Annotated in this window: 5 protein-coding genes and 2 pseudogenes; 6 read left to right on the forward strand and 1 reads right to left on the reverse strand. The window is 50.3% G+C overall.

From position 1 onward, the window contains the following. Window positions 1-1,374, forward strand: a pseudogene (locus tag AQR02_RS33770) (alpha-galactosidase); the annotation flags it as partial. A 96-nt stretch (window positions 1,375-1,470) separates the two neighbouring features. On the opposite strand, the gene AQR02_RS08180 reads toward AQR02_RS33770, so the two are convergent. Further along, window positions 1,471-2,088, reverse strand: coding sequence for a nitroreductase family protein (locus tag AQR02_RS08180; RefSeq protein ID WP_054940150.1), 618 nt, complete (start codon window positions 2,086-2,088; stop codon window positions 1,471-1,473). A gap of 322 nt (window positions 2,089-2,410) precedes the next feature. Between AQR02_RS08180 and AQR02_RS08185 the strand changes: the two genes are divergently transcribed. From AQR02_RS08185 to AQR02_RS33775, 5 genes and pseudogenes are all read left to right on the forward strand, one after another. Then, a complete protein-coding gene (locus tag AQR02_RS08185) occupies window positions 2,411-2,854 on the forward strand; it encodes a helical membrane plugin domain-containing protein (RefSeq protein WP_054940151.1) in 444 nt (147 codons plus the stop codon). Window positions 2,855-2,898: 44 nt separating this feature from the next. Further along, on the forward strand, window positions 2,899-4,077 hold the full coding sequence (locus AQR02_RS08190; protein WP_054940152.1) for an NAD(P)/FAD-dependent oxidoreductase: 1,179 nt from the start codon (window positions 2,899-2,901) through the stop codon (window positions 4,075-4,077). A gap of 189 nt (window positions 4,078-4,266) precedes the next feature. Continuing rightward, entirely contained in the window at window positions 4,267-5,019 is a 753-nt protein-coding gene (locus AQR02_RS08195) for an alpha/beta fold hydrolase (protein WP_082451726.1), read from the forward strand. A 5-nt stretch (window positions 5,020-5,024) separates the two neighbouring features. After that, a complete protein-coding gene (locus AQR02_RS08200; RefSeq protein WP_054940153.1) occupies window positions 5,025-5,864 on the forward strand; it encodes a DUF2785 domain-containing protein in 840 nt (279 codons plus the stop codon). 110 nt (window positions 5,865-5,974) lie between these two features. Further along, window positions 5,975-6,109, forward strand: a pseudogene (locus AQR02_RS33775) (GDSL family lipase); the annotation flags it as partial.

Consider the following 6,109-nt stretch of genomic DNA (forward strand, 5'->3'; position numbering starts at 1 on the left):
ATCCGTCGGGATCAATCCTTTTGATTTCAGCTGGCTGCTGGAGCAGGGCCAGCGTTTCAGACACCGGAAGCCGTGCTGGTCTTCTCACCGGATGGCCTGGGTGCGATGTCGCGGACCTATCATAAGCTGTACCGGACCCGCTTAAGCCGCGGCAGCTTCCGTGACCGTACGCGCCCCGTGCTTGTCAACAACTGGGAAGCCACTTATTTCGACTTCACCGCTGACAAGATTGAAGATATCGCCCGTGCGGGCAGCGAACTTGGCATGGAGCTGTTTGTGCTGGATGACGGGTGGTTCGGTCACCGGGATAATGACCGCAGTTCTCTAGGCGACTGGTTTGTGGACAAGAAGAAGCTGCCGCAGGGCCCGGAGGATTTGGCCCGCCGGGTTAATGAGCTGGACATGCAGTTTGGCCTCTGGTTCGAGCCGGAGATGATCTCGCCGGACAGCGAGCTGTACCGCCAGCATCCGGACTGGTGCCTGCATGTGGAAGGCCGGCGCAGAACAGAAGCGCGGATGCAGCTGGTGCTGGATTTCTCCCGCGTGGATGTCTGCCAGGCGATTGGCGACCGGGTGGCGGATGTGCTGCGCAGCGCTCCGATCTCCTATGTGAAGTGGGACATGAACCGTAATATGACCGAGATCGGCTCGGCGCTGCTGCCGCAGGAGAGACAGCGGGAGACAGCGCACCGTTATATGCTTGGTCTGTATGGTGTTCTTGAGCGGATCACAGCAGAATTTCCGGAAGTACTGTTCGAGAGCTGCTCGGGCGGCGGCGGGCGGTTTGACCCGGGTATGCTATATTATATGCCGCAGACCTGGACAAGCGACAATACAGATGCCATCAGCCGGCTCAAAATCCAATATGGAACCAGTATCGTCTATCCGCTGAGTGCCATGGGGAGCCATGTATCGGCGGTGCCGAACCATCAGGTTCATCGCAGCACTTCGCTGGAGCTGCGCGGACATGTCGCGATGTCGGGCAATTTCGGCTATGAGCTCGATCTTACGAAGTTCACGGAAGATGAGAAGACGGCTGTTCAGGCACAGGTGGCACTCTATAAAGAGCTGCGCAATCTTGTGCAGTTCGGGGAGCAATACCGGCTGCTTAGCCCGTTTGAAGGCAATGAAACGGCGTGGCTGATCGCAGCTGAGGACAAATCCGAAGCCGTCGTAATGTACGCCCGGACCCTTGCGGAGCCGAATGATGCGCTGCATTACCTGCGGCTGAAGGGGCTGGATCCGGAAGCGGATTATGAATGGGTGGAAGGAGGAGGCGTATTCGGCGGAGATCATCTGATGTATGCCGGGTTGCCGCTGCCTGCACTGCATGGGGATTTCCAGAGCGTCCTGTGGCGTTTCCGCAGAGTGTAGGAGGGATTCCCTCAAGATTAATCAGCCTATGAATACAAAAGAGCCTTCCGGTGTAATGCCGGAAGGCTCTTTTGCATAGAATATAGATGGTTTGGATTAGATGAAATCAACAAATTCATTGACCGGCTTGCGGTAGCCGCGGGGTCTGATCTTGCGCTTATTATCCTTGCCGATGGTAATCATCAGGGCAGGAATGAAATGGTCCGGCACATTCAGCGTAGCATTGACAGCCGCAGGATCAAAACCGATCATCGGGCACGTATCCCAGCCCTTGTCCTTGGCAATCAGCATGAACTGCATGGCCGAAAGGGACGCATTCCGGATTGCTTCATCGCGCTGGAACTGGTCATTTCCGCTATAAGCATCGTTGATTGACTGGATAGTGCTGTCGTATTCTTCCTGGCTCATCGCCCCCAGCAGCTTAAGGCCGCTGTATATTTCCGGCGCCTGCAGGTAAGCATTTTTGTCCCCGTAAACAATAATTACAGCTGAAGCAGTATGAACCTTGTATTGGTTATAGGCATCCTTGTGCAGCTGTTCTTTAATAACAGGATCAGTAATTACCTTGTAATGCGCATGCTGCAGATTATTGCTGGAAGGGGCAAGGCGGGCGAGGGAGAACATTTCCTCCAGCTCTGCCTTAGAAATTGTGACTCCTTCCACAAAATTCATGGCGGATCTGCGGGCTTGGACCAAATCTGAAAAAGTACTCATAAATAATGCCTCCGTTAGATTATGTATTGGTTAATAAATATAAATAGCTGGTTTTTGTTAATATACTTACTATTTGTTACTAACTAAAGATAACATGGTATTCAGCGATCGTCAATGATTTTGTATAGTCTCAAAAGAATTATTTTGAAAAAAGAAGATATCCCGCAAAAACGATATTAAAGAAGTGATTTTTATCACAAAACAAGGATATACAGGCAAAAACTTTGTGACATATTTAACATTATGGGTGGTATAATAGGCACATTGAGTTTGTGAATTTTTTATTATGCTTTAGTAAAGCTAATACGGAGGAGAGGCTAATATGTCAGAAACTATCACTCAAACCCTGCCTAAAGAAGAGCAAACAGCAGGTAAACCGGCTTATACCAAAGAGGATTTGCTGGATCAGCTGCTCAAGCCTGAGGTTCAGGAATCGCTCACACTGCTGGTTGAGGAACTGCCTAAGCTAACACAGCTCGTCGGAGTATTAACCAAATCGTTTGACTTCGTACAGTCGGTTGCCTCGGATGAGGTGCTCAAAAATGATACAGTGGGTGCTATCAAGGAAATTGCCGAGCCGGTGGTGGATTCGGTTAAAAATATGGCTGCTACTGTCATTGAAGCAAAAGACCGTGCGAATGAAAGCACTGAAACGATTAGTCTTTTTGGAATGATGAAAATGGTCAAAGACCCGCAGGTCCAAAAGATGCTCCGTTTCCTGAATGCTTATCTTCAAGTCAGCGGCGAACGCAGCCCTCAGAAATAGATACCCTAATTTCATAACAAACAAGTATGGACGGAGGATATATGATGTCAAAACATATTGTAATTCTAGGAGCAGGTTACGGCGGCTTATTGAGTGCTTTAACTGTGCGCAAATATATGAGTAAAGCTGAAGCAAAGGTTACAGTGGTCAACCAGTACCCGACGCATCAGATTATTACTGAGCTTCACCGTTTGGCTGCAGGCAGTATCTCTGAGAAGGCTGTTGCCATGCCGCTGACAAAGCTGTTTGCAGGTAAAGATATTGATCTCAAAATTGCTAAAGTTAAATCGTTCTCCGTTGATAACAAGCAAATCGCTTTGTCTGACGGTTCAGTACTTTCCTATGATGCACTTGTTGTAGGTCTGGGAAGCACGACGGCATATTTCGGTATTCCGGGTCTGGAGAAATTCAGTATGGTGCTGAAATCAGCTGAAGATGCCAAAAACATTCATGCCCATATTGAAGCCCGGATCCGTGAATATGCAGCAACTAAAAATCCGGCTGATGCAACGATTCTTATCGGCGGAGGCGGCTTGACCGGCGTTGAGCTCGTAGGTGAAATTGCCGATGTGCTGCCTAAGCTTACCAGACGTTATGGGGTAGATCCGAAGGAAATTAAGCTTCTGTTAGTTGAGGCCGGCCCGAAAATTCTGCCGGTATTGCCGGATCATTTGATCCAGCGCGCTACATCAAGCCTTGAGGCCCGCGGTGTGCAGTTCCTGACCGGTCTTGCTGTCACCAACGTTGAAGGCAACACGATTGATCTGAAGGATGGACAGAAGGTTGTTGCGAATACATTCGTCTGGACGGGCGGCGTGCAAGGTAATCCGCTGGTCGGCGAATCCGGGCTTGAGGTTAACCGCGGACGTGCGACCGTCAATGACTTCCTGCAATCCACTTCCCACAAAGATGTGTTCGTTGCCGGAGACAGTGCTGTTTACTTTGCGCCGGATGGCCGTCCCTACCCGCCAACCGCGCAAATCGCCTGGCAGATGGGCGAACAGATCGGCTATAACCTCTATGCCAGCTTGAACAACAAATCGCTGGAAACCTTCAGCCCTGTTAATTCGGGTACGCTGGCCAGCCTGGGCCGTAAAGACGGTGTTGCGATTATCGGCGGCAACTCGACTCCGCTCAAAGGCCTGCCTGCAACGATGATGAAGGAAGCGAGCAATATCCGTTATCTGACCCATGTTAAAGGTTTGTTCAGTCTTGCCTACTAAGACTCTCTGATATCCGTAGCGGATCTCAGGTCATAAAGAACCCCTTCCATACACCCGAAAAACTCATGCCGGCATGAGGTACAGGTGCTTTGAAGGGGTTTTTGTGTAATTTTGCATAGTTAATTTCTGGAAATGGCTTTAGACTGAATGAATCTGTTTGATAGATAAAACAACCTCAGGAGGTTAAGGATGATAGAGGGCTGGAAGTCTGAACTTTTTTATAAATGCTCCTGCATAGGTTCTCCGACGGTTGTGTTTATCTCCGGGTTAGGCGACGGGAGTGATTTCTGGGATGGGATTCAGCAGGAGATTGCCGGGATTGCCTCGACCTTTGCCTATGACCGGGCCGGTACCGGTAAAAGTCCGGCGGTAACTATTCCACGGTCTTGCCGCGACTTGGTACTGGAGCTGCATGAGCTGCTTGCTGCATTAGCTGTGCAGCCGCCTTATATATTGGTGGGCCATTCTTTTGGCGGATTAATGGCCAGACTTTATGCCGCTTATTATCCTCAGGATTCATCAGCACTTGTGCTGGTTGATGCTGCTGCAGAGTATAAAGAAGCCGCTTTTGATAAGATTCTGCCTGAGCAGCTCCGCCTCGGAAATAAGGCGTATCTGGAGAATCCCCTGCTGAACAGCGAGAAGATTGACAAGCGGCTGAGCTACCGGCAAATTGCCGAAGCTTCACTTGGAGAGCCGGGCAGTATTCCGTTATCGGTCATTACCAGAGGGCTGCCGGACAGGCAGGGGGAGGACTGGCCTGCCGAGGAAATACTTGAAGCCGAGCAGCGGCAGCAGGCAGAATTTGTGCGGCTGTCTACACATGGCAGACAGCGGATTGCCCGGGGCAGCGGACATTATATTCATTTAAATGAACCGGAAATTGTTATAGAAGAAATCAGACAAATGGTTGAACTCACATCAGCCGGTTACAGGGAGTGAAATGTATGAGCGACAGAAGAGCAAAACTAATCCATGATCTGCAAAGACTTGAGGCCGAAGAGTACCGGCTTCGTCAAGGTGAAGCACATACGGAATGGATCCGCCTCATGCTGGAATATATCGGAGATCCGCAGCCTGAGCTGCGGGATGAGCTGATCTATCCGACTTTTTATAAGTGGATACTGGAGCAGCAGCTGTTTACCAATGACGAGCTGCGCAGCTTCCTGGCTGTCCTGATTGATGAGCGGCATCTGTTCTATGGAATCGGAGATACGGAGGATAACAGCGTGTTTACGCGGACATTCTCTGTGCTTCCGGTAGCCCTGATCATGCAGCGGCATATCAAGCAGCCGTTTCTCACTGCAGAGGAATTCCGTAGTTTGAAGGATGCACTGCTGCGTTATTACCGGGAAGAGAAGGATCTGCGCGGATATGTGGAGGAAGGCGGATGGGCCCACGCTGCGGCTCATGGTGCGGATGCGCTGGATGAACTGGTGAAATGCCCGGAGAGCAGTGAGGAGGTGCAGCTGGAAGTGCTGGAGGCTATCAAAGAGATGCTGCAAAACCGGATGTGCCTGTTTGGCGAGGAAGAGGACGAGCGGATGGCTACGGTTGTGGATACGATGATCGTTCAGAATCGCCTGGGCTGGAACAGCATCGCCGGCTGGATCAGCAGCCTGGGAGACTGCGGTACTTGGACGCCGGGCCGGAGCCAGCGCATTGCGCAGATCAACAGTAAAAACTTCCTGCGCAGCCTTTATTTCAGAAGAGGACGTAAGGACCGGAGTGAAGCCTTTGAACAGGTGCTTCTTACTGCTGAAGCTAGTTTGAACCGATTCTGTTAGGTAATTAACTTCCTGATATCCTAACTAAAATAGAAGATGTTATATTGATTTCCGTTTGATATAATAGGCATGTTTATACTATTAAGCAGTTTTATGGGAGGATTATGTAGATGGGACTCAATGATAATGATGTTATTGTTTTCATCGGCGACAGCATCACAGACTGCGGGCGGAATTATGAAGACGCTTCATCACTGGGTGTCGGTTATGCCCTGATGGTAGCTGCGCGCCTCGGGCTGCAGTAT

The organism is Paenibacillus ihuae (assembly GCF_001368795.1).
GTDB lineage: Bacteria > Bacillota > Bacilli > Paenibacillales > Paenibacillaceae > Paenibacillus_AQ > Paenibacillus_AQ ihuae.